Genomic DNA, 24,355 nt, shown 5'->3' with positions numbered 1-24,355 from the left:
CGTCTCCAGGCGGGGGAGAGAAGAGGGAGATCCAAGGTGGTCTCGGCTTCCCCGCGATCCTATCCGAACCGACCTAACGATGCTCGGGGGGACCTCCCGAGATCTGGCCACCTGGGGAAGACCGTCGATCCGCGACCGCCTCAGGAAGCCTTCACCTTCCGCTTCTTCTTCGCGACGTCGGGCCGCTTGATCTCCTTCCACCCCGGCGCTTCCTGGGCGACGGCCGCCGCCAGTTCGTCCGAGGGATCGCCCTGGACCGCCTTGAGGTACGAGACGGCGGCCTTGACCAGGAAGGCATCGAAGGCGTCGGTCTCGAACTCCTCGAAGCCGTGGCCGGTGAGGATGACCTCCTGGAACCCACCCTTCGGCTCGCCCAGGCTGATCCGGTCGGCGTCGCTGAGGACGGGCCTGGCCCCTTCGTGGAACGGGGCGAGCCGGAGCTGGGCGGCCAGGGTCTCGGCCTTGAAGGCGTTCCGCTTGACCACGAACCGGAGCGTGACGATCCACTCGTGGCCGGTCTGGGCCTGGAGGAAAGGCGGGTCGTCGGGGCCCGGACCGGCGATCTTGACCACCGCCCTCTGCGACCAGTCGGCCCCGGGGAAGCCGCCGATCTGCTCGACCCGGTCGACTACCTTCTCGACGATCCGGCCGTCCCATCGGGCGGGCTTGCCGCTCCGGCCGACCCGCTCCTGGGTGTGCCAACGCCGGCCGTCGACCTCCCAGGGGGCCTTGGCGTCGGTCCCGAATTGTTCCTTGGCGGCCTTCGCCTCCGCGATCGCCTTCTTGGCGGCGGCCTTGGGGTCGAACCTGGGCCGCTCGGCCTGCGGGCCCTGGGCGAGGACCCCTTCGAGGATCGCCCCGGTGAGGGACCCCTCGACCTTCGCGATCGCCTCGGGCGGGCCTTCGGCGACGATCGAGCCCCCCTCCTCGCCGGCCTCGGGGCCGACGTCGACGATCCAGTCGGCCGTCTTGATCACCTCCAGGTTGTGCTCGATGATGACGACCGTGTTGCCCAGGTCGGCCAACCGGTGGACCACGTCGAGGAGCTTCCGGGTGTCGTCCAGGTGGAGCCCGGTCGTCGGCTCGTCGAGGATGTAGAGGGTCCGACCGGTGTCGGGACGTGCCAGCTCGGCGGCCAGCTTGACGCGCTGGGCTTCTCCTCCCGAGAGGGTCGGCGCCGACTGGCCAAGCGGGAGATATCCCAGGCCCACGTCGTGCAAGGTCTGCATGATCTTGCGGATCTTGGGCACCCCGGCGAACAGCTCCAGCGCGGCGTCGACGTTCATGTTCAGGACGTCGGCGATGGTCCTCCCCCGGAACTTCACCAGGAGCGTTTCGGGGGTGAACCGCGCCCCGTGGCAGGCGTCGCAGGTCACCCAGACGTCGGGCAGGAAGTGCATCTCGATCCGCTTCTGGCCCGCCCCCTCGCAGGCCTCGCACCGGCCCCCGGCCTGGTTGAACGAGAACCGCCGGGGGGTGTAGCCCCGGACCTTGGACTCGGGGAGTTTGGCGAATAGCTCGCGGATCAGGTCATAGGCGCCCGAGTAGGTCACCGGCGTCGAGGTCGGCGTGCTGCCCAGCGGGTCCTGGTCGACGCTGATGACCTTGTCGACCTGGTCCAGCCCCTCGATCGAGTCGTGCGCCCCGGGGGTCAACTGGGCCCGGTGGAGCTTCCGGGCGGCCGCCTTCCACAGGATGTCCTCGACCAGCGAGCTCTTGCCCGAGCCCGAGACCCCCGTGACCACGGTGACCAGCCCGATCGGGAACGAGACATCCACATTCTTGAGGTTGTGATGCCGGGCCCCCCGGACGACCAGCCCCGGCCCGCCCCCGAGCCGGCGATTGGTGGGGACCGGGATCGCGGCCCGGCCGCTGAGGTACTTGCCGGTCAGCGAGTCCCTGGACTTCTTGACCTTCGCCGGGGCCCCTGAGGCGGTGACCTCGCCGCCGAGTTCGCCCGAGCCCGGCCCGAAGTCGACCAGGTGATCGGCGGCCTCGATCACCTCGCGGTCGTGCTCGACCAGGACCAGGGTATTGCCCAGGTCGCGGAGCCGCCGGAGGGCGTTCAGGAGCCTCGTATTGTCGCGCGGGTGGAGGCCGATGGTCGGCTCGTCCAGGACGTAGAGGACGCCGGTCAGGCCGCTCCCGACCTGGCTGGCCAGGCGGATCCGCTGGCTCTCGCCGCCGGAAAGCGTGGGAGTCCCCCGTGCCAGGCTCAGGTAGTCGAGCCCGACATCGACGAGGAACTGGAGCCGCTCGCGAATCTCGCGGACGAGGTCTCCCGCGATGTGCTTCTCGTCGGAGTCGAGGTCGAGCCCCTTGAAGAACGCCAGGGCCCGGCCGAGCGGCCAGTGGCCGACCTGGTCGATCGTCCGGTCCCGGAACCGGACCGCCGCCGAGTCGTCGCGGAGCCGGCCCCCCATGCACGAGACGCACGGGACGTTGTCGACCATCCCCTGGAGCTTGTGCCGGTACAGGAACGAGACCCGCGCCGCCTCCTCGATCGCCGGGAACAGCCCCTTATATTGGAAGGCAAATGAGGGCTGTTTCTTGGAAGCCGGGACGGTGAACCACTCGTCGCCCGCCCCGTGAAGGATGATCCGCCGATGGCGGCCTTCGAGGTCGTCGAACGCCGTATCGAGGTCGATCCCGAGCGATCCGGCCATTGCCTCGATCATCCGGGCGAAGGCGGGCCTCTCGGCGAAGTTGGGCCAGGGGACCACCGCACCCTGGCGGAGGCTCCGCCGACCATCCGGGATCAGGGCGGCGGGATTGGCCCCGTGCTGGGTTCCCAGGCCTTCGCAGACCGGGCACCAGCCGATCGGGGCGTTGAACGAGAAGTGGTGCGGCGAAAGCTCCTCGAAGCTCCGCCCGCAGCCGTCGCACGACCGATGCTGGCTGTAGCGGTCGACCGGCCACTTCGGCTCGTCAGCTTCATCCCCCACCCGGGCGACGTGGACCACCCCCTTGCCCAGGTCGAGCGCGGCCTCGACCGAGTCGGCCAGCCTTGACCGGGTCTTCCGGCGGACCACCGCCCGGTCGATCACGACCTCGATCCGGTGCTTCCGTCGATGGCTCAGTTCGGGCGGGGCGTCCAGGCTGTGCGAGGCCCCATCGACCCGGACCCGGGTGAACCCCGACCCCCGGAGTTCGTCCCAGAGCGCCGAATAATCTTCGTTGTCCCGGCGATCGACGGGCGCCATCACGTAGACCTTCGACCCTTCGGGCAGGTGGAGGATCTTCTCGACGATCTCGTCGGCGGTCTGGGTGCCGATCGCGACCCCGCAGTTCGGGCAGTAAGGTTGCCCGAGGCGCGCGAACAGGATCCGCAGGTAGTCGTGGATCTCGGTGACGGTCCCGACGGTCGACCTCGGGCTCTTGCTGGTGGTCTTCTGCTCGATGCTGACGGCGGGCGAGAGGCCGGTGATCGACTCGACCTTGGGCTTCTGCAAGGGGGCGAGGAACTGCCGGGCGTAGCTGGAGAGGCTCTCGACGTATCGCCGTTGCCCTTCGGCATAAAGCGTGTCGATCGCCAGGCTCGACTTGCCCGATCCCGATGGCCCGCTGCAAACCGTCATCCGGTGGCGAGGGATCGTGACATCCACCCCTTTGAGGTTGTGCTGCCGTGCCCCCCGGACCTCGATGTCGGACAGGACCGACTCCGACGAAGCCCGCGCCGGCTTCTTCTTGCCCTTGGCCTTCTTGCCCGCCGACGCGGGAGCCGGCCCGGCCATGATCCGCTTCAAGGCCCGGCCTGTGTGGCTCGCGGCGACCTCGGCCACCTGTTCCGGGGTCCCCTCGGCCACCAAAAGACCGCCCCCGGAACCTCCCTCCGGTCCGAGGTCGATCACCCAGTCGGCCGTCTTCACCACGTCCAGATTATGCTCGATCACGACCACCGTGTTGCCCAGGGCGGTGAAGCCGTGGAGGACCTCCAGGAGCTTCCGGACGTCGTCGAAGTGGAGCCCGGTCGTGGGTTCATCGAGGACGTAGAGCGTCCGGCCCGTCCCCTTCTTGACCAGCTCGCGGGCAAGCTTGATCCGTTGCGCCTCGCCCCCGGATAGGGTCGGCGACGCCTGCCCGAGCTTCAGGTAGTCGAGCCCGACGTCGTGGAGCGTCTGGAGCATCCCGGAGATCTTCGGGACGTTCGAGAAGTGCTCCAGCGCCTCCTGGACGTCCATCTCCAGGACGTCCGCGATGCTCTTTCCCTTGAACCGGGCGTGCAAGGTCTCGCGGTTGAACCGCTTCCCCTCGCAGACCGGGCAGGTGACCCAGACATCGGCCAGGAAGTCCATCTCCAGGCGGTTCGAGCCGTTCCCCTCGCAGGCCTCGCACCGGCCGCCCGGGACATTGAAGCTGAACCGGCCCGCCTTGTAGCCCCGGGCCTTGGCCTCGGGCAGCTTCGTATAGAGGTCGCGGATCAGGTCGAACAGCTTGATATAGGTAGCCGGGTTCGATCGGGGGGTCCGACCGATCGGCGACTGGTCGATATCGATGATCTTGTCGAGGTGTTCGAGCCCGTCGATCCGGTCGTGGAGGCCGGGCTGGGTGATCGCCCGGTTGAGGTCGCGGGCCAGGGTATCGCGGAGGATGTCCCCGACCAGCGAACTCTTGCCCGAGCCGCTGACCCCGGTGACGCAGACGAACAGGCCCAGGGGGAACGAGACGTCGACGCCCTTGAGGTTGTGCTGCCGGGCGTTGACCACGGTCAGGCGCTTGTCGGTCGGGCTTCGCCGGGCCTTGGGGACCTCGATCGACTTCCGGCCCGAGAGATACTGGCCGGTCAGGCTGGCCGAGGCCCCGGAGATGGCCGCGAGCCCCCCTTCGGCGACGACCTCGCCCCCCTTCACCCCGGGACCGGGCCCGAAGTCGACCAGGTGGTCGGCGGCCCTCATCGTGTCCTCGTCGTGCTCGACGACGATCACGGTGTTCCCGACGTCGCGGAGCCGCTGCAAGGTGGCGATCAGGCGGTCATTGTCGCGCGGGTGGAGGCCAATCGAGGGTTCGTCGAGGATGTAGAGGACCCCGACCAGCCCCGCGCCGACCTGGCTGGCCAGGCGGATCCGCTGGGCCTCGCCGCCGGAGAGGGTCGGGGCCGATCGGTCGAGCGTGAGGTAATCGAGCCCGACGTTGGTCAGGAAGCCGAGCCGCCCCCGGATCTCCTTCAGGAGTTCCTCGGCGATCGTCCGGGAGAGCGGGTCGAGCGGGGTCGCGGCGTCCTCGGGAGGGAGATTGGCGGGAGGTTGGTCGGCCAGCGAGTCGAAGAACCGGGCGAGCCGGCCGATCGGCGAGGTCCCGATCTCGACCAGCGACTTGCCGCCCACCCGGACCGCGCGGGCCCGAGGGTTGAGCCTGGCCCCTTTGCAGTCGGGGCAGGTCACGCTCCTCATGTAAGGTTCGAGCAAGGCCCGGGTCGGCCCGCCGTTGGCCGCCTTGAACTTGGACAGGAACTCGTTGGCGATCCCCGGCCAGGTCTCGGAGTGCGCGAACCGTTTCCCCTTGCTCGACCAGTGATAGACGAGCACCCGGTCGCCCAGGCCATTGAGCCAGGCGGCCCGCCACTTCGGGTCGAGGTCCTTCCAGGCCCCCTTCAGCATCGACCCTTTGGGGGGGCCATCGGGGTCGGCTTCGAGATTGGTGGCGACCCCCTCGAAGAGGTGCCGACGCCACTTCCCGAGCGCACTGACCGGGCCGAGCGGCTCGATCGCCCCCTTCCAGACCGAGAGCGACGGGTCGGGCACCAGGAGGTCGGGGTCGAAGTCGTGGCGGACACCCAGGCCATCGCAGCTCGGGCACATCCCCTGAGGGCTGTTGAACGAGAAAAGCTGGGGGCTCGGCGGGTCGAAGCTGATCCCGCAAGTCGAGCAAGCGTAATGAGAAGAGAGCAGGAGGTCGGGCTTCCCCTCGGAAGCGACGATCACGGTCCCCTCGCCCAGCTTCAGGGCCGCCTCGATCGCCTCGGCCAGCCGGGTCCGGATCGAGGGGCCTGCCTTGAGCCGGTCGATCACCACCTCGATGTGGTGCTTGATCTGCCGGTCCAGCTCCAGCCGATCGGTCAGCGCGAAGACCGTCCCATCGACCCGAGCCCGGACGTACCCACTCTTGGCGAGGTCCTCGAACAGATCCTTGTATTCCCCCTTCTGCCCGCGGATCACCGGGGCGAGCACCGAGAACGCTTCCCCTTCGGGAAGTTGCATCACCCGCTCGACGATCTGCTCGCGGGTCTGCGCGGCAACCGGTCGGTCGCACCGGGGGCAATGCCCCAGACCGACCCGGGCGAACAGGACCCGGAGATAATCGTTGATTTCGGTGATCGTGCCGACGGTACTCCGGGGGTTCCGGCCGCCGGTCTTCTGCTGGATCGAGATCGAGGGGCTCAGGCCGTCGATCCGATCGACCTCGGGCTTGGGCATCTGGCCGAGGAATTGGCGGGCATAGCTGGACAAGCTTTCGACGTAACGCCTTTGCCCCTCGGCGTAAAGCGTGTCGAAGGCCAGCGAGCTCTTGCCCGAGCCGCTGACCCCGGTGAAGCAGATCAAGGCACCGCGCGGCAGGTCGATCGAGACGTCGCGCAGATTATGCTCGCGAGCGCCCCGGATCCGGATATCCGTCGTGGCCATCCCTGGATTAGCCCTCGAAAGCGTCGATTCCTGGTGTTCACTTGATCCGGAGCATGGAGCGCATACTATACGCGTGTCATCGCACGATGTCCAGAATCGCACCAGAAGCCGTTGGGTACCACTCTCTATTTTGGCATTTCCCGGCTCGCCCTGCCGCGAGCCTGGTCTCGGCTGGGCGAGCCCTGCCCTACAGGAAAGTCGTCCGTTCTCGGGCGAATTCTTTCCGGAGTCCGTGTAAGGACCCTCCAGGCTCAAGGACGAACATCGCAAGTTCTTCGGAGCGCAAGGAGATCGCTCGCGCATGCGACCGATCAACCGGGCCGAGTCCGTTCTTGAAGTTGGACCCGGCCCGTTCGCGTTTCCGACCGCGGGTCGGATTCAACGGGCTGCCTCGGCCCGGTAGTGATTCCGGACGGTCTCGACGGCGTGCCGCCATCGGGCCGAGGCGGCCTGCCTCCAGGCGGCGTCTCGCCCCGGCTTGAAGGGCTGGCCCGCTTGCTCGATCAGGCCGGCGGCGACGGCCTGGTCGGGCCAGAGGCCGACGCCCAGCCCCCCCAGGATGGCCGCACCCAGTGCGGTCGACTCGATCTGGGGGCTCCGTCGGAGGGTCAGGCCCAGGAGGTCGGCCTGGAACTGGAGGAACGGGTCGGACCGGGCCATCCCGCCGTCGACCCGGAGATCGCTCGGGGGGACGGGCAGGTCGGCATTCATGGCCTCGATCAGGTCGGCGATCTGGAAGGCGACCCCTTCGAGGGTCGCCCTGGCCAGGTCGGCCACCGAGGTGGCGCGGGTCAGGCCGAACAGCGTCCCGCGAGCGTCGGGCTCCCAGTGGGGGGCACCCAGTCCGGTCAGGGCGGGGACGAACAGGACGCCCGAATCGGGGTCGGCCCGCTCCGAGAGCCGATCGACCTCGGGGGCCGCCCCGACCGCCTTCAGGCCATCGCGGAACCACTGGACCGCCGCCCCGGCCACGAACACGCTCCCTTCCAGGGCATACTGGGCCGAGCCACCGTCGAGGGTCGCCGCGACCGTCGTGATCAGGCCCCGGGTGGACGGGACGATCCGGCCCCCCGTGTGCGCCAGCAGGAACGCCCCGGTCCCGTAGGTGCACTTAGCCTGCCCAGCCTGCCAGCATCCCTGGCCGACCATCGAGGCCTGCTGATCGCCGGCCACTCCCCGGATCGGCAAGCCATCGGGGAGATAGGACAGGCCCCGAGTCACGCCATAATCGCCGACGCTCGGCCGGATCTCGGGCAATATTCCGCGAGGCACACCGAAGAACTGGCAGAGTTCATCGTCCCAGTCGAGCGTCTTGAGGTCCATCAAGAGGGTCCGGGAGGCGTTGGTCGCGTCGGTCACGTGGAGCGCCCCCCCGGTCAAATGCCGGATCAGGAGGGTGTCGACGGTCCCTGCGGCGAGTTCGCCCGACTCGGCCCGTTGACGGGCCCCGGGAACATTGTCGAGGAGCCAGGCGATCTTGGTGGCCGCGAAGTACGAGTCGAGCACCAGGCCGGTCCGCTCGGCGATCCAGCCCCGGCGGTCTCGGTGAGTCTCGCAGAAGTCGGCGGTCCTCCGGTCCTGCCAGACCAGGGCCGGGCCGATCGCCCGACCGGTCTCCCTCTCCCAGACCACCGTGGTCTCTCGCTGGTTGGTCAGGCCGATCCCGGCGATCCGATCCGCCCCGATGCCCGCCCCCGCCAACGCCTCGCCCACGAGCGGGCCGACCGAATCGACCAGGCTCGCCGGATTATGCTCGACCCAGCCCGGCTTGGGATAGGTGGGCGGGACCTCGACCTGCCCTTGCCCGACCAGGCGGAGCTGGGAGTCGAAGACCACGACTCGGGTGCTGGTTGTTCCCTGATCGATCGCCAACAGGTGGTCGCGTGCCATGATCTCGGAGGTCCGTTCGGGTGGTGGGGAGAGGTCCCGAAGAGGCAAGACCGCATCTTACCAGCCCGAGTTCCTGTTATCATCGAACCATCCCGAACCTTCTGGAGCCCAACCGATGGATCCACTCGTGATCCCGATCGTCGGAATGCTGATCCCGATCATCATCGTGCCGACGGCGCTAGGCATCAAGCACGCCAAGTTCCTCCGAGAAGCCGAGCACACCGAGCGGATGAAGGCCCTGGAACTGGGCCGGACCCTGCCCTCGGACGAGTCGTGGAGCCCGGCCAGCATCGCCACCGCGATCGGGGCGGGCGTCCCGCTCGGCTCGATGGGCATCGCCTGGATGGCCTCGAACAGCTCGCATGGGGCGGACGAATCCATCTGGATGTCCGCGTGCATGGTGGCGATAGGCGGCCTGATCTGCGGGACGATCCTGGCCAGTCGCCATTTCGCGACCCGGAACCAGATGATGCAGAGCGACATCGCCAAGCCCGCCTACGACCCGGACGCGTATGACGTGGTGGGCCGCCGAGGTTGAGGCCCTCGAACTCGGAGCGGAATTTCCATGAGGTTGGGCCTCCGACCCTTTTCGGGTGCGGGCGCCATGCTCTCGCGCAGCGTGAGCATGAGATGACTCGGACATCACTCGCAGGCTCTCGCGCAGCATCGAAGGCGACTCGAATATCACCCGGCATGCTCACGCTGCGCGAGAGCATGACACCCAGCTTCCCGGCATGAGCCCCCCGGCCCTCGATCAAGCGTCCCTTGACCGCTCCGGCCCTCCTCTTCCATAATTTGACGAGGTCCAGGCGGTCCGAGGGTCGTCCATTCATGCCGGTTTCCTTGCTGATCGCGTTGTTCCTGGCCTTCGGGACCGACGCGGTCCTCCCCATGGCCCCGGTGAGCCGCGAGGCGATCTTGCCCCGGGTGGTGGAGACACTGGTCGTCATCGGGCTGGTGGGCCTGACGGCCCTGGTGATCGGGTTGGCGGTGGCCATCCGGGTCCGTCGACAAGGTCGGGCCAGTCGGGGATCTCGGCGGTTGTTCTCGTTGGGGACTCGGGTCGTCGAGATCCTGACGCTGGGCGGCTACGCCTGGATCATCCACGGCCTGTCCTGGCCCGAGGTGGTCCGCTCGGGCCTGGGGCTCCGCGACTCGATCCTGGCCGACGAGATGCTGATCCTCATCCCTTATCTGTTGACGCTGGTGGTCGGCTGGTGGGGGCTCTATCCGGGCGAGAAGGCGTTGAGGCCGGAGGGCCTGTCGGATCGACCGGAACCCGGGGTGTTCCGCTACCTGGTCCTCCGGGCCCGTCAGACGCTCGGATTGGTCCTGCCCTCGGCCTTGATCTTCTCGCTCGGGCAGGACGTGGCCCGTCGAGCCTGGCCCTCGGTGGCGGAGGAGGCGGGCTTCCAGGTGGCGATGATGGCGGGCATGGGGGCGCTGGTCCTGGCCCTGGCCCCGGCGTTCGTCCGCCTGAGCTGGCCGACCCGGACGTTGCCGCCCGGCCCGCTCCGCGACCGACTGGAGAGGCTGGCCACGCGATTCGGGTTCCGATTCACCGACATCCTGATCTGGGATACGGACGGGGCGATCGTCAACGCCGGGGTGACCGGGGCCCTCCCCTGGTTCCGGTACGTCCTGCTGACCGACGCCCTGCTGGAAGGGCTGGACCCCCACGAGGTGGCCGCCGTCTTCGGGCACGAGGTCGGGCATGTCCGGCACAGGCATCTGGGATTTTTCGGATTTTTCTTCGTCGGGAGCATGGGCGTCCTGACCCTGGCGAGCGACCTGATCTACGACCACCTCCTCCAGGGAGTCGGCGGCCCGGACGGCTCGACCCCGGCCATGGTCGCGCAAGGAGGGTTCGCCCTGCTGCTGGGGGTGGGCTATTTCGCCTGGATCTTCGGCATCCTCTCGCGGAGGTTCGAGCGACAGGCCGACGTCTTCGGGTGTCGGGCCGTCTCCTGCGACCGGGTCGACTGCCCCCCGCATCCGGACCTGTACTCGCGCGAGTTCGAGGCCTCTCCGGGCGGCCCGATCTGCCCGGTCGGGATCCGGATCTTCGTCAACGCGTTGAATAACGTGGCCGCGTTGAACGGGATGGAGCCGACCGCTCGGTCGTGGCGCCACGGGAGCATCACGCGCCGGGTCGCCTTCCTGGAAGGGCTGGAGGGGCGGCCCGAGGCCGAGCGGCGCTTCCAGGCGGGCGTCTCCCGGCTCCGACTAGGACTGGCCCTGGCCCTGGTCGCCGCGATGGTCCTGGCCTTCCGGACCGGGGCGATCGAGCACCTGGGCCCCTGATCGCCCGCCCCTTCGGCAAGGCGGGCCCTGGACTTGAGGATTTTCGCCCGAAGCCCCTTTGTGGCCGGGCCAACCTGTGCTATAGTCCCCCCGCTCGCCCCCCCGTCCGCAACAAACCCGGTGATGACACCGCGACAAGGAGGTCGCACTCATGCCCCGATGGCCCATCCGCGTCAAGCTGATCGCCGGCCTCAGCCTGGTCGTCGGCATGATGCTCACCCTCATGGGCGGCGCGATCTTCAGCCTCAGCGCCTTCCACTCCAGCAACCTGATGCACACCGACCTGCTCCGCGAGCTGGGGGCATCGAAGGACCTGATCAAGCACGTCGCGCGGCTCAAGCCTCCCGTCGATGGCTCGCCCCGGGAACGCGAGTCGCTCCAGTTGGTCGCCCGCGACGCCCGCAAGGCCCTCGATGCCTACTTCGAGGAGCTGAAAAAGAACACCTTCAAGCGGAATCGGTTCGATGACGGGATGGGCGAGCGCGAGCTGGCCTTCGGGATCGACCACGACCTGACCGCGATCCTCAACGAGCTCGACCCGGCCGAGCGGGCCCGGGAAGCCCTGCCCGGCACGCCGATCTGGGTCGCCCGGAACCCCTCGATCGCCGGGCCGGAGACGATCAGCCGGCGGATCGAACGGCTCTTCCACCAGGTCATGCAGCTCCCGACCAAGCTCCATGGCGACGTCTATGCGATCCTCCTCAACTCGCGACGCCAGTACGAGACCGGGCGGGTCATCGTCTGGGTGGCCGCCCTGGCCGTCCTGGCCATGCTGATCGCCCTGGCCCTGCTGTTCAATCGCTGGGTCCTCTTCCCGATCCGGCTGCTCCAGCGAGGAGTCCGCCGCGTCGCCCGGGGGTCGTTCGACTACTCGATCGAATTGACTACCGGCGACGAGATGCAATCCCTGGCCGAAGCGTTTAATGACATGACGGCGCGTCTGCGCGTCACCTATGCCGACCTGGAGCGTCAGGTCCAGGAACGGAGCCGTCAGCTCGTCCGGTCCGAGCGGCTGGCCGGCGTCGGCTTCCTGGCCGCCGGGGTGGCCCACGAGATCAACAATCCCCTGGCCTCGATCGCGTTCTGCTCCGAGGCCCTCGAAAGCCGGCTGGCCCCGATGCTCGCCGCCGGCGACGTCGCCGACGCCAAGATCGTCCAGAATTATCTCCGGATGGTCCAGGAGGAGGCGTTCCGCTGCAAGAGCATCACCGAGAAGCTCCTCGACTTCTCCCGATGCGGCGAGATCAAACGCGAGCGGACCGACCTGGCCGGCCTGATCCAGGGCGTGGTCGAGATGATCCGCCACATGGGCAAATATCGGCACAAGAAGATCGTCTTCCTCCCCCGCGAGGCGGTCCTGGCGCATGTGGACGGCCAGGAGATCAAGCAGGTCGTGCTCAACCTGGTCGTCAACGCGCTGGACTCAATGAGCGAGAACGGGACCTTGCGGATCGAGCTGAGGCACGCCGAGGGGATGGCCGAGATGGTCTTCGCCGACGACGGATGCGGGATGTCGGGCGAGGTCCTCGAGAACATCTTCGAGCCCTTCTTCACCCGGAGGCGCGTCGGCAAGGGGACCGGACTGGGCCTCTCGATCACCCACCGGATCGTCAGCCAGCATGCCGGCGAGATCCACGCCGAGAGCCCCGGCGAGGGGCACGGCGCGACCTTCTCGATCCGCCTGCCGGTCCAGGCCCGCGAACCCCAGCCCGCCTCGAAGGCCCCGTCCCGGGCTCGCGAGGTCCGGCCGGAGCTGCCGCCCCGGGCCGTCATCGCGCTGGAACCCCGCGAGGAAGAAGACTCCGAGTCGCTCAGCCGGATGGCCAGTTGAGTCAATCGGTCGGCCCGGAATCGAGCCGGGCGGTCGGCTCCCAGGCCAGGCCGGGGCCTCCCGGCTCCAGGAGCGCCTCGCCGGGGGGGGCGACGGGTAGGTGCACGGTGAACCGCGTGCCCTGCCCGGGGGACGACTCGCATTGGATCGTCCCCCCGTGGTCCTTGACGATCCCGTAGCTCATCGAAAGCCCGAGCCCCGTCCCCTTGCCGATGGGCTTGGTGGTGAAGAACGGGTCGAAGATCCGGTCGAGGTTCTCCGGAGCGATCCCGCACCCGTCATCGGACACCCGGATCTCGTTCCCGCCATCGACCTCGGAGGTCTCGACGAGGACTCTTCCCCCCCTCGGACAGGCCTCGATCGCGTTGGTGATGAGGTTCTGGACGACCAGGTTGAGCTTGGTCGGGAAGCAGGTCATCCGGGGGATCGGCGAGAGCCGGGACTCCAGCGAGACCCGGCGATCCTCGGCCAGATTCCTCATCAGGCGGACGGTCGTGCCGATCCCGGCATTCAGGTCGGCCTCCTGGAATTCGGCCTCCTCCAGGTGGGCGAAGTCCCGAAGGTCCGCGACGATCTTCTGGATCCGGAGCAGTCCGCCTCGGGTCCGTTCCAGTAGGCTGTCGAGGTTCTCCAGCACGAACGGGAGATCGACCTCGTCGGAGATCTCGGAGATTTTCGCGAAGAGGTCGCGACGGTCTTCGCCCATGGTCTGCTCGGCCTGCTGGTAGAGCAGGAGGATATCGTGCAACCCGCTGATCTCGCGCCTCAGGACGACCAGGTTGTTGGTGACGAAGGCCAGCGGGTTGTTGATCTCATGGGCGACCCCGGCCGCGGTCTGGCCCAGGCTGGCCAGCCTCGCCTGCTGGATCATCCGGGATTGCGTCTCCTTCAGTTCGAGGTGGGTTTTCTGGAGCGCCTCGTGGGCGATCCGGGTCTCGCGAAGGGCCTCGGCCAGCTCGCCGTTGGCCCGGCTCAGTTCCCGGGTCCGCTCCTCGACCTTGACCTCCAGGGTCTGGTAGGCCTCCTGCAATTCGGCCTCGGCTCGCTCGATCTGGCCGCCGACCCGCCCCGCGATCCGCTCGCAGATCACCCCGAAGAGGGCGATCGCGGCGGTGGCCATCGCGGCCGAGGCGACCGCGGCCGAGGAGGCCCCCGAGGTCGTGGTGATGAAGTGGGTGAGCCAGGCCACGACGCCGACCGTCCCCATGACCAGCGGGAGGAAGGTCCGGAGCAGCCGGGCCCGGATCGACGAGCCGGACAACCGCAGGAGCGGGAACGCCCCCGGACCGGCCGCCGCCGCGATGCCCGAGCCCAGCCCGACGAAACAGAGGGCGGTGTTCAGGGCCATCGGGATCGAGGCCGTCCCGTAGAGCAAGGGGGAATTCGGGCTGAACAGGTAGCCCAGGCCGAAGACCAGGCCCATCATCCCCGCGACCACGCCGCAGCCCCCCGCCAGGTGTCCGACCACCGCGAGCCGGGTCGGCCAGGAGAGCGCCAGGATCGCGACGCTCGCCGCGACGAACGCGATCGCGGTGGGCAGCGACATCTTCCCGATCGGGGCCAGACCGAACCGCTCCCCATGAATCGGGATGAACCAATCATCCACGTCGAATCCGCCGCCACCGGCGAACTCGCCCAATCTCAGGACGCCGACCAGCCCGACCAGGGCGGCCCCCAGGGCGGCGAATCGAGCCCCGCCCCACCACCGGCCGGCAATTGCGATCAGGCCCGACCCCAGGACCACGAACGCCAGGGCGGTATTGGGGGCCATCGGGATGTAGATCGAGCGGAGGCCGAGCAGGAAGGGATCGCCCGTGGCCCAGCCCAAGAGGGCCCCGACCGCGACCAGCACGACGAGCGTACCGGCCCCCTGAGTCCCCCGACGATAAGCGGGATGTGAGAGGTGCGATCGATCCACCAGCCCGCTCCGAGAATTCAGCCCGGCAAGCCAGCCTGGGCCACCCCGCCCCGACCGCCGGGCCTCTCTCTTCAATTTAAGGAGTTCCCGGGCAACCGGCCATCGAGTACAGCCCTCCGGCACCAGAAAGGGTCAGGCAAGCCCCACCTCGCCCGAATCCCTCGCGATCATGGGTTGGTCCTCCCGGCGACGTCGGCTATCCTGTGCGAAGGCCGGATTGCTCGCCCGGCCCTCGTCCAGTCCGGAGCTTCGGAGCGGCCGCCCGATGGCGATCATGATCCCCGATTCTTGCCCTTCCAAGGCCACCGTCGGCGAAAAACGGGTCTTTGGCCTGCTCCGTGACAAGCTGCCCGACCACTTCACCGCCTGGTACGAGCCGGTCATCGCGGGCCGCTATCCCGACTTCTGCCTGGTCGCCCGCGACTTCGGCCTCCTGATGCTGGAGGTCAAGGGCTGGAGGGCCGGCCAGATCGCCCTGGCCAGCGACCACGAGGTGGAACTCCACCGGCAGGAGGGGGATCGGACGCGGGTCGAGACCCACAAGCACCCGATCCGCCAGGTCCGCGAGTATCACTTCGGTTTGATCGACCACCTGGGACGCCCCGAGTACTCGATCCTCCTGTCCCAGGAAGGCGAGCATCGCGGCAAGCCCTGCTTTCCCTGCGGCTTCGGCGTCCTCCTGACGAACATCACCCGGACCCAACTCGAAGCGGCCCGGCTCGGCCCGATCTTCCCGGAGGAGCGGGTGATCTGCCGGGACGAGTTGTTGAGGCTGGAAGCGGCCGACGACCACGAGGTCATCGACCGGCTCCGGTCGCTCTTCACCGTCCGGTTCCCTTTCGATCCGTTGACCGAGGATCAGATCAGCACGCTCAAGGGGGCCTTGCATCGGGAGGTCGTCGTCCGTCGGCGATCGGCGACGGCTGCCTCGGTCGCCGAGGACCAGCCGCTCCTTCCGGGCGCGGTGGCCTTGGAAGTGCTCGACGCCCACCAGGAGCGGGCGGCCCGCTCGCTGGGCTCGGGCCATCACGTCGTCTTCGGGGTGGCCGGATCGGGCAAGACTCTGCTCCTCCTGGCCCGAGCCCGACTGGTCGCCGAACGCGCCCCCTCCCGGAAGGTCCTGGTCCTCTGCTACAACAAGGCCCTCGCCCGCTCACTGCAGGCCCAGATCGAGGACGACCCCGGCCTCCGCAACGTCGAGGTCCGACACTTCCTCTCCTGGGCGGCCCGCAAGACGGGCCTGCGCAAGCGGGCCGACGAGTCATTCGACGCCTACGAGGCGCGGGCGGCCTCGGCTCTGCTGGGCGGCGTCGGGCACTTCACCGAGCCCGAGAAGTACGACGCGATCCTGATCGACGAGGGGCACGATTTCGAGCCCGACTGGCTCCGCTGCGCCTCCGGCCTCCTCAGGGGCGGGCCCGAGGGGGATCTGCTGGTCGCCGTCGACGGGGCGCAGAGCCTGTACGGCCGCGCCCGGGGTTTCACCTGGAAGTCGGTCGGGGTCGAAGCGAGGGGTCGATCGCATCGGCTTTCGAGGAACTACCGGAACACCAAGCAGATCCTGGAGTTCGCCTGGCAGGTGACCCAGTCGGTCATCGGGGACGCCGGCGAAACGGAGTCGCACGTGAGGGTCCTGCCGACCAAGGCGTCCCGGCAGGGGCCGTTGCCGAAATATCGCGGCTGCTCGACGTATTCCGGAGAGCACGACCTGATATCCAGGCTGGTGGCCGACTTCCGGGCCAGGGGGATCGCCGATCGCGACATCGCCATCCTGTACCCCCGCCGGGAGGGGAACCGGGTCGACGCACTCTGTCGGAGGCTCCGCGAGTCGGTCGAGGTTGCCTGGGTCACGAACGAGGCCGACCCGAACGGCGGGATTCGATCGCTGGCCCGGGGCGGTGTCCGCCTGATGACGATCCATGCGTCGAAGGGGCTGGAGTTCCCCGCCGTGATCGTCTCGGCGATCGATCAACTTCCCAACCCGATGGAGCCGGACGAGGTCCGAGACGGAAACCTCCTCTACGTCGGCCTGACGAGGGCCATGGACCACCTCGTCGTGACCTGGACCGGGCGAAGCTCATTCACCGAGCGGATCCCCCGGGCCTCGAAGGGCGAGGCCCTGGTCGATTGATCCGCCGACCGGGGGAGATCGAGGGCAAGGAAAGCGATCGGAAAACCAAAAAAATTCCGACACCCCTGGCTTGGCACTCCGGCCTTTCGTCAACCGATCGCGAATCGCGAGGCGACGGAACGAAATCAGAAAGTCGCGGCGGCGAGCATTACCGCAAATTCGAGAAGCAGGTCGGGGGGACGGAGTGGCCGTGGCTGTGATCCAGTCTTGCATTCGGGCCGGCTGGGCGTTAAAAGCTTCGCATTAACCCGACGAACAATCGTTCAGGTGCGATAAACATGACGACGGACCCGATCCCGAAATGGCAGCGTGTCACCGGCTGGGTGCTCTCGGGCATCCTCGCCATCCCGTTCCTGCCCAGCGCCTTTTTCAAGATCGCCCAGCCTGGGGGGTTCATCGAGGAGTGGTCCAAGACTTACCCCGCCGGCTCCGCCCTGCCGCTCGGGATCATCGAGTTGACGATGTTCGTCCTCTACCTCGTCCCGAAGACCCGCTACCTCGGCGGCCTGATCATGCTTGCCTACCTGGGAGGAGCGGTGGCGACCCACGTCCAGTCCAGGGACGGGATGTTCTTCGTGCCGGTCATCGTCGGCGTCATCGCGTGGCTCGGGTTGTACCTCCGCGACCGAAAGCTCCGCGCCCTCGTGCCGCTCGTGGCGGATTGAATCAGCGTGCGTCGGGTAGGCGAACGTGCGACGATGGGTTGCTCTGAAAATCCCCTGTTGGTTCGCCAGATGGCAAATCTGGGTGGCAGGGGTAAGCGGCCGCTTATCCCTGCCACCCAGTCGCCGATTGGAGAAATTCAGGGACAGGAGTACAATTATAAAAACAACAACACGCCATCACTCACCGGCTCTCCGCGAATGAGCAAGGTGTTCCGAGAGAGCGGGCATCCGACACCGGGGACGCACTCCCCCGCCGCCATGGGTCAACTTTGCCCGGCCAGCGAACGATTGATGAGGGCCGCAGCGGTTGCCGCCCCGTCTTCGCCCCGGAGCTGATCCCCCAGATTCGCGGCCCGTTCCCGGATCCGGTCGTCGGTGATGGCGACCCGGATGGCTGCGGCGAGGTCGATGGCATTGAGGCGAGACTGCGGGATCGGCGGAGGGCCTGCGCCGAGACTCGCCACTCGTCGGCCCCAGAAGGGCTGATCGGCGACGAACGGGCAGAGGATCGAGGGCCTCCCCGCTCGGAGCCCGGCGGCCGTCGTTCCGGCCCCGCCGTGGTGGACGACCGCAGCAACGCGGGGGAAGAGCCAATCGTAGGGGACCGAATCGACCACGAAGACATCCGCCGGGGCGTCGTCAGGGCCGAGCCCGCCCCAACCGGTCGCGATCACCCCCCGCTGACCCGCCCGATTCAAGGCTTCCAGGACGATCCGCGTGGTCCTGGCGGGATCTCTGCCCGCCATGCTGCCGAAGCCGACGAAGACGGGCGGAGGGCCCGCGTCGAGGAACTCCCGGAGCCCCGAGGGAGGTTCCCAGTCCGCCTCCTCGTCGAGGATCCAGTAGCCGGTCACTTCCACGTTCGCCGGCCAATCGGGCGGCCGAGGCACCACGCTCGGGCTGAACCCGAGCAGGATCGGCATGGGCTGTCCGTCGGGCCGCGTCAGTTCATCGGCGAAGAGAGGCCGGCGGCCCAATCCCAGGACCTCCCGCCGCCAGCGGGTGACGACCGAGCCATACATGGCCCGGGTCAGGACGGGCATCATGCGATAGGTCAGCCGATTATACCAGCCGCCCAGCTTCAAGTCGGGCAGGACGAGGTTCGGGAAAGCGGCGGTCGGGACCCAGGTCGGCAGGGGGTCGGCCATGATGCCGGGGATGCCGAGGGCCTCGGCGATGTGATACCCGCCGACCGCCTGGGGATGGTAGATAATCGCCTCGGCACCTCGGGCCGCTTCCCACTCCTCCGCCAGGGCCCGCCGAAAGATGGGCTTGAAGAGCCGGGCCGCCTCGACGATCCATCGGAGCGAGTCGAGCGGACCAGCCCCGCCCATCGCCTTGCGGCCCGCCTCGCTGTCCACCAGATCGAGGATGTCGTTATTCAGGTGGGCGTAGCGGAGCCCATGCTCCTCGACGAAGCGGCCGAAGCCGGAACTGGTGCAGACGGTCACCTCGTGCCCGAGCCGTTGCAACGCCCGCCCCAGGGCCACGAACGGCTGGACGTCGCCGCGAGTCCCGATGGTCAGCAAGAAGAGATTCAGGCCGCCGCCCTCAGGTTGTTCAGCATGGCGGGATGACATGGGCGTCCTCCCGGCAAGTACAATCTCGCGGTTGGTCGCCGACCTGCGTTTCGCCAGGCCAGGGGATGGGAAGCTCGGTGAACTTGATCTTCTCCGACTTCCCGGCCTCGTAGAGGAGCCCGACCCGACCATGGGAGAGCGGGGCGAGGCACGAGTAGGCGGCCGATCCCGGGTCGATCGGGAGGGTCACCGGCCAGGTCCGGCCTCCGTCGCCGCTGACCCTCACGGTCATGTTTCGCCGGTTCGTGGCGGATGCCGGGTTGGAGAATACCAATAGGGTTTGGTCCGACCTGTCCGGGCGGGGGATGGCGATCAGGCTCGCCTGGCAGATCGGCTCGATCAGGGCGTCGTCGAACTCGATCGGCGACCAGGTGGCCCCGCCGTCGCGGCTCCTCGCGATCGCTCGTTGGGCCCCTTTCTCGGGCTGGCCTCCGGTCTTGCCCCAGTAGTTCCTCATGTTGATCAGGAGTTCGCCATCGGCCAGCTCGGCGACCTGGCATTCGTCGGTATGCTGGTCGACGGTCCCGCCGATCGACCAGGTCTGGCCGTGATCGTCGCTGAAGAAGACGTGGGAAAACATCACCTGTTTCCCGTCGACGGACTCGCGGTGGTCGGACGGGATGACCAGTCGGCCCGCGTGCGGGCCCTTCGTCAACTGGATGCCCACACCGGGTCCGGTCGCGTACCAGCCCCACTCCGGCTTCTTGACCTCTTCGGTGATCGTCCGAGGAGGCGTCCAGGTCTGTCCATCGTCCTCGCTCGACGTGACGAGCACGTCCTTGTTGTCCCGGCAGAAGGTGAGCCAGATCGTCCCGGTCGAGGCGTCGAGCACCGGACACGGGTTGCCGATCGTGACCGGCTCGTCACCTCCTTCTTCATGGACGAGGGCGGGCGGCCCCCAGTTCCGGCCTCCATCAACACTCCGACGGAGCAGGAGATCGATATCGCCGTGGTCGGATCGACCGGTCTTGCGCCCTTCGCAGAAGGCCAGGAGCGTGCCCCTGGCCGTGACCAGGAGCGCAGGAATCCGGTAGGTGTGGTAGCCGCCGGTCCCGCTCTCGAAGACGTCGGTCGAGAATCGGTCGTCCTCGGCTCGTGCCGTCTCGGGATTCGCGAGCAGTCCCACGACGAATACCAGGGTTGCAACCCGTACGATGGGGGCTGATTGTGCCACGGGTACGAACTCCTGATGATCGCAATACAACCGGCGGGCTGTAGAAGGCCACCTTCAAGCAGACAACACCATCGCCCCATGCTTCCTGGTTAGCCGCGAAATCTCCAAACCTTTTTCGCGATTATCGCAGGAGTCGCACTGAAGGGGCTCCTCGAATGATCGAGGCAAGGATAGAGGCCGTCGTCGATCGATCGGCTGTCTCATCGAGGGTCGTCCTCTAGGTCTCGGGCTTGCGGGTAGCCCCAGCGGATCGGCAAACCGCCCAGTCGGGGTGGAGGATCCCTACGGACGATCGAGAGGCGCATGGGCTCGCTGTCGGCCTAGGCTGAAGGCACGTTGATCGGGCCAATTCAGGCCACCCCGCGGGGAGAGTTGCGGTATCCCGGCATGGCCCCTGGATGGATTGCGACGGCCTGGACCGGGTTCCGGACTCGGCTTGCGGGACCAGCCCGTCTCTCAGGGCGTGGCATCCCACCTGGCGGGCGACGGTGGCACCAATGCTCGTCGCCCTGCATCGGTAGGCCTGGAATCGCCCCCGCCGTCGCTGGGGCAGGAGCCGGGCGGTCCGACCAAATCTCCACCCCCTCGGGCCGGGTCATCTCTCGGAAAATTGCGACTCGATCAGCCCGAAGACCTTGTCATCGCAGTGGAATTGGAAGACCAACTTCAGGGTCGCGAAGTCCTCGGGCTGGAGCCACTTGCCCAACTCGTCCCGGGCGGCCGGTAGCAGCGGGAGGTTCTGGTAAAAACAAAGACAAACGCAGGTCTTGACGTCTTCCTCGTACCGTTCTCCCCGCGGCTGCTCCAGGCACCACTTCGCGAATCCGTAGATCTGACCGATGAGGGCGTCGTCCCTGGTCGAATTGTAGGCCTCGCGAAAAACCCGGTAGAGTTCTATCCAGAGGAAATACGGGCTCTCCGCTTTCTCGATCTCGCCGGCGAGATCGGGGACGATGGCGAGTGCTGCGCCTTTCCAGTCCGACGACGACCAGTCCATCGGCAAGCTCCCCGGAATGCGGGGCGGTCCCCGCGCCAAGCAGCGTCTGTTTACATCGAATTCACCATGCCTCATCATCGCAAAGATATCAAATGATTTTTCCAGCGAAGAATATGGGGAGATTCTGCTCCGCAGCAATCCCGACCTCGGCGGGGATCTCCACGCCATGGTCCCCGAACCGGAGGATGATCGTGAGGCGCCATCGCGGAGCAGATCGCCCGACGATTGAGCGGATGGCAAGCCGCCCGGAGTCGGGACGACAACCTGCCCACAGGGTCGCCCCCACCAATCATCCATCCGCGAACGGACCAGTCGCGCCTCAAGCCCGCGACGATCGATCGGGACTTCAGATCAACCGTCCGATATCGCGAGGAAGTGTGCGAATCTGGCCCCGGATTCAACGATGATATTCGAGAACCACCGCAGGCCGGATCATTGGCGATCCGGCCGTCTCGACCGATCGAGCAGGATGGGCCACCATGACCGGGTTAAGGTCAACCATGCCCCGGCCCCGACCGGCGCCGGATCATCGACGCCCCGCGCCTCGGGGGTGGACACGCGATCCGATGCGCGGATCGGTCGCGGATCGGCGCGAATCGAAGCCATTCGCGGCGGCAGAACGAACCCATCCCCTCGGTCGGATCGAAGCCACCCCGACGACCTTCGCAAAGTACCACCGCGAGAATCGAAGCCATTCGCGACAGCGGAAAGGACGTACATCCAGGTCGGACCGAAGTTGGCTCGGGCTGGCGAAGCTCCGACCCAAAATCACGCAAGATACCCACAAAACGTCACTTAGGAAAAACCTACCGATTCGCGACCGGCCAACCTGACCAGGGAATGGGCGTGAGAATGAAGCCCTTCTTGGGATCCTCGACGCGGATCGAAGCCATTTGGAGCGCGGAAACGAACCCACTCTCGGCCCTGCAAATCGAAGCCATCCCCTGCCGTGGGACGAACCCACCTCGGGCCGAGTCCGCTCCCGGGTCCCGCTCGGGCCTCTCGGCGATATCGATCTGGACCAAAAGGGCGATCTCGCTTACCCTGCCGTGGAAGACATTCCGCGCTCGTCTCTCGGGATCGCGGGGCCCACGGATAGGGACGACAGTCATGGAAAAGACTCCTCAAGGCGGACTCCGGATCCTCTTCGCCGACGACGAGGCTCATCTCCGCGACCTCATGCAGATGGAGTTGCCCCGGATCGGGCACGAGGTCACCGTCTGCCCCGATGGCGCCTCGGCCGTCAAGGCGCTGGAGAAGGGCACGTTCGACGTGGCCCTGCTGGACATCAAGATGCCGGGCCTGACCGGGATCGAGGTCCTGGCCAAGGTCCGCCACGCGAGCCCGGAGACCCAGGTCATCATCATGACCGGGCACGCCACCGTCGACACCGCCGTTCAGGCCCTCCGGCTCGGGGCGTTCGACTACCTGACCAAGCCCTGCAAGTGGGCCGAGCTGGAGGTCCTGCTGGCCCGGGTGGCCGAGCGTCGGGACCTGACCAACAAGGCGGCGGCCTTCGAGTCGAGGCTCAAGGCGGTCGAGGGGACGCCGCTCCTGGTGGGCGAGACGCCGTCGATGCAGGCGGTCCGCCGCCAGATCGAGATGGTCGCGCCGACGGATGCCGGGGTCCTGATCCTGGGCGAGACCGGCACCGGCAAGGAGCTGATCGCCCGGAACCTCCACGACAAGAGCAAGCGGGCCGGTCACGCCTTCATCCCGGTCAACTGCGGAGCCTTGCCCGAGAACCTGGTCGAGAGCGAGCTGTTCGGCCACCGGAAGGGAGCCTTCACCGGGGCCGACAATCACCGGAAAGGCCTGTTCGAGGTCGCCAACGGCGGGACCCTGTTCCTCGACGAAGTGGGCGAACTGGACAAGAGCGTGCAGGTCAAGCTCCTCCGGTTCCTGGAGTCGGGCGAGATCCGCCGGGTCGGCGAGAACGACCCGTTCCGCGTCGACGTCCGGGTCCTTTGCGCCACCCACCGCGACCTCCGCGAGATGATCGAGACCGACGCCTTCCGCGAGGACCTCTTCTTCCGGATCAACACCTTCGAGATCCATCTCTCTCCGCTCCGAGAGCGGAAGGCCGACATCCCCGCACTCGCCCGGCACATGCTCCGTCGCTACAACGCCCGGAGGGGAGGCCCCGAGCCCACCCTGACCCCCGAGGCGATCGAAGCCCTGCAGGCCCACGACTGGCCCGGCAATATCCGAGAGCTGGCCAACGCCATCGAGCGGGCCTCGATCCTCTCCGGAGGGGGCGAGATCCTGGCCGAGCACCTGCCGACCCAGGGCTATTCGCGAAGGTCGATGCCTTCGACCCCCACCTCCGCCGTCGTCGGCCCCCACTTCTCCGTCCCCGAGGGAAGCCCCACCCTCCGCGACGTCGAAATGAAGTACATCCAGGTCGTCCTGGAGAAGTACAACGGCAACAAGCCCGCCGCCGCCAAGGAACTGGGCATCGCCCTGAAGACGCTCTACAACAAGATCAACCAGTTGCAGCAGACCTGAGCAAAGGGAACCAGCCCGCCCCCCGGGATTTACAACAGTGGCGTCGCAACGAATCACGATCGTGAAGCTGGGCGGTCTCGCATCCGAGGTCGCCCTGCTTCATTTGAGGGATTGGTCGAGGGCGAGGCAAGCCTCCGATCCCGAGGAATGGTCCGCCGATCAGTGGCCCCCGGATGTCCGCAAACAGGCGGACGCGTTCGCGGATCGACTCCGCTCCCACGCGACGGATCCGCCCATCATCCACTTCGTCGAGTGGGCGGACCTGTGGTCCATGGGCGATCTGTTCGACCGATGGATGACTCCACCCGGCGCGGCGGGGCCAATCACGGTCCATGCCGATCGATTCGAAATCCGCGGGTATCGCCTGCCCGACGACGGCCGCCTGGGCCGACACCTCTCGACCCCCGCCTCTCACTTCGCCGAGGAGGCAAATCAGTTCGTGATCCGGTTGCACGAGGCCGTCGAAGCCTGGCAGGATCTGGTCGACCGGGCGGCACTCGTCGTCCTTCGCGAGGTTGTCGGCGGCCTCGTCATGGATGAGGAGCTGGTCAGCTCACTTGAACTCGTGCCGGATTGGCTTTTGTCGTGAATGACGAATGGCCTTTCGAGAACCGGGCTCGGTTCCAGCCCGGTCGCTCGAGCCATGGTCCCCGCCACTCCCGCCCGAAACCGGGGCCGACGCCCCTCCCTCCTTCACGGCCGCTTACAATACCTTCGTTGGATTAAATCGACGCTTT

The 24,355-nt window shown here is 67.4% G+C and carries 14 protein-coding genes; 8 read left to right on the top strand and 6 right to left on the bottom strand.

Going from position 1 to position 24,355, the window contains the following annotated elements:
* Nucleotides 1-140 precede the first annotated feature (140 nt).
* Complete coding sequence (gene uvrA / locus P12x_RS01905; RefSeq protein ID WP_435009130.1) at nt 141-6,620, bottom strand: excinuclease ABC subunit UvrA; 6,480 nt, start codon at nt 6,618-6,620, stop codon at nt 141-143.
* Between the two features lie 378 nt (nt 6,621-6,998).
* Nucleotides 6,999-8,510: a glycerol kinase GlpK gene (gene glpK, locus P12x_RS01900; RefSeq protein WP_435009129.1), complete on the bottom strand. Its 1,512-nt coding sequence runs from the start codon at nt 8,508-8,510 to the stop codon at nt 6,999-7,001.
* Nucleotides 8,511-8,625: 115 nt separating this feature from the next.
* Here glpK and P12x_RS01895 point away from each other — a divergent pair, with 115 nt between their 5' ends.
* From P12x_RS01895 to P12x_RS01885, 3 genes are all read left to right on the top strand, one after another.
* Nucleotides 8,626-9,048, top strand: coding sequence for a hypothetical protein (locus tag P12x_RS01895; RefSeq protein ID WP_435009128.1), 423 nt, complete (start codon nt 8,626-8,628; stop codon nt 9,046-9,048).
* 293 nt (nt 9,049-9,341) lie between these two features.
* Nucleotides 9,342-10,814, top strand: coding sequence for a M48 family metallopeptidase (locus P12x_RS01890; protein WP_435009127.1), 1,473 nt, complete (start codon nt 9,342-9,344; stop codon nt 10,812-10,814).
* A 151-nt stretch (nt 10,815-10,965) separates the two neighbouring features.
* Nucleotides 10,966-12,645 carry a sensor histidine kinase gene (locus P12x_RS01885; protein WP_435009126.1) on the top strand — a complete coding sequence of 560 codons (1,680 nt, stop codon included), beginning with the start codon at nt 10,966-10,968 and terminating at the stop codon, nt 12,643-12,645.
* A gap of 1 nt (nt 12,646) precedes the next feature.
* Here P12x_RS01885 and P12x_RS01880 read toward each other — a convergent pair whose 3' ends face one another.
* Nucleotides 12,647-14,563, bottom strand: a complete 1,917-nt coding sequence (locus P12x_RS01880) for a sensor histidine kinase (RefSeq protein WP_435009125.1) — start codon at nt 14,561-14,563, stop codon at nt 12,647-12,649.
* A gap of 265 nt (nt 14,564-14,828) precedes the next feature.
* On the opposite strand from P12x_RS01880, the gene P12x_RS01875 reads away from it, so the two are divergent.
* From P12x_RS01875 to P12x_RS01865, 3 genes are all read left to right on the top strand, one after another.
* A complete protein-coding gene (locus P12x_RS01875; RefSeq protein ID WP_435009124.1) occupies nt 14,829-16,694 on the top strand; it encodes a DEAD/DEAH box helicase in 1,866 nt (621 codons plus the stop codon).
* Nucleotides 16,691-16,894 carry a hypothetical protein gene (locus tag P12x_RS01870; protein ID WP_435009123.1) on the top strand — a complete coding sequence of 68 codons (204 nt, stop codon included), beginning with the start codon at nt 16,691-16,693 and terminating at the stop codon, nt 16,892-16,894. Before P12x_RS01875 ends, P12x_RS01870 begins: the two co-directional genes overlap by 4 nt.
* A gap of 78 nt (nt 16,895-16,972) precedes the next feature.
* The gene (locus tag P12x_RS01865) at nt 16,973-17,359 is read left to right on the top strand and encodes a DoxX family protein (protein WP_435009122.1); all 387 of its coding nucleotides are present in this window, start codon (nt 16,973-16,975) and stop codon (nt 17,357-17,359) included.
* 263 nt (nt 17,360-17,622) lie between these two features.
* On the opposite strand, the gene P12x_RS01860 is transcribed toward P12x_RS01865, so the two are convergent.
* From P12x_RS01860 to P12x_RS01850, 3 genes are all read right to left on the bottom strand, one after another.
* Nucleotides 17,623-18,900 (bottom strand): glycosyltransferase, encoded by a 1,278-nt coding sequence (locus tag P12x_RS01860; RefSeq protein ID WP_435011750.1) that lies wholly within the window; start codon nt 18,898-18,900, stop codon nt 17,623-17,625.
* Between the two features lie 19 nt (nt 18,901-18,919).
* Nucleotides 18,920-20,113, bottom strand: coding sequence for a sialidase family protein (locus P12x_RS01855; protein ID WP_435009121.1), 1,194 nt, complete (start codon nt 20,111-20,113; stop codon nt 18,920-18,922).
* 595 nt (nt 20,114-20,708) lie between these two features.
* Nucleotides 20,709-21,110 carry a hypothetical protein gene (locus P12x_RS01850; RefSeq protein WP_435009120.1) on the bottom strand — a complete coding sequence of 134 codons (402 nt, stop codon included), beginning with the start codon at nt 21,108-21,110 and terminating at the stop codon, nt 20,709-20,711.
* Nucleotides 21,111-22,220: 1,110 nt separating this feature from the next.
* Between P12x_RS01850 and P12x_RS01845 the strand changes: the two genes are divergently transcribed.
* Together P12x_RS01845 and P12x_RS01840 are read left to right on the top strand one after the other, a co-directional pair.
* Nucleotides 22,221-23,618, top strand: coding sequence for a sigma-54-dependent transcriptional regulator (locus P12x_RS01845; protein ID WP_435009119.1), 1,398 nt, complete (start codon nt 22,221-22,223; stop codon nt 23,616-23,618).
* Between the two features lie 37 nt (nt 23,619-23,655).
* Nucleotides 23,656-24,207, top strand: a complete 552-nt coding sequence (locus P12x_RS01840; RefSeq protein WP_435009118.1) for a hypothetical protein — start codon at nt 23,656-23,658, stop codon at nt 24,205-24,207.
* Nucleotides 24,208-24,355 lie beyond the last annotated feature (148 nt).

Origin of the sequence: Tundrisphaera lichenicola, from assembly GCF_051175385.1 — a bacterium.
GTDB lineage: Bacteria > Planctomycetota > Planctomycetia > Isosphaerales > Isosphaeraceae > Tundrisphaera > Tundrisphaera lichenicola.
This window is presented reverse-complemented; position numbering and strand designations above follow the sequence as displayed.